The sequence below is a fragment of the Photorhabdus hainanensis genome, from assembly GCF_018448965.1.
GTDB classification, from domain to species: Bacteria; Pseudomonadota; Gammaproteobacteria; order Enterobacterales; family Enterobacteriaceae; genus Photorhabdus; species Photorhabdus akhurstii.
Genome location: NZ_RCWD01000143.1, coordinates 1 through 375 on the forward strand (window position 1 = coordinate 1; position 375 = coordinate 375).

Sequence of the window (375 nt, forward strand, 5' to 3'; positions counted from 1 at the left end):
TTCGGGTCTATACCCTGCAACTACTTCGCCCAGTTAAGACTCGGTTTCCCTGCGGCTCCCCTATGCGGTTAACCTTGCTACAGAATATAAGTCGCTGACCCATTATACAAAAGGTACGCAGTCACCCCACCCCAAAACGCTCCACTGCTTGATTGTTGTGTTGGGCGTCGCTGTCGCTCCGCCAACCATCATCCAGGATGACGTTACGCATTTTGTGCACCACACAAAGCGAAACGCTTTGGTGGTGGGGCTCCCACTGCTTGTACGTACACGGTTTCAGGTTCTCTTTCACTCCCCTCGCCGGGGTTCTTTTCGCCTTTCCCTCACGGTACTGGTTCACTATCGGTCAGTCAGGAGTATTTAGCCTTGGAGGAT

The 375-nt window shown here is 52.8% G+C and carries 1 rRNA gene; it reads right to left on the reverse strand.

Annotated elements, in window-relative coordinates:
- Positions 1-375 (reverse strand): 23S ribosomal RNA (locus EAE92_RS24270); the annotation flags it as partial.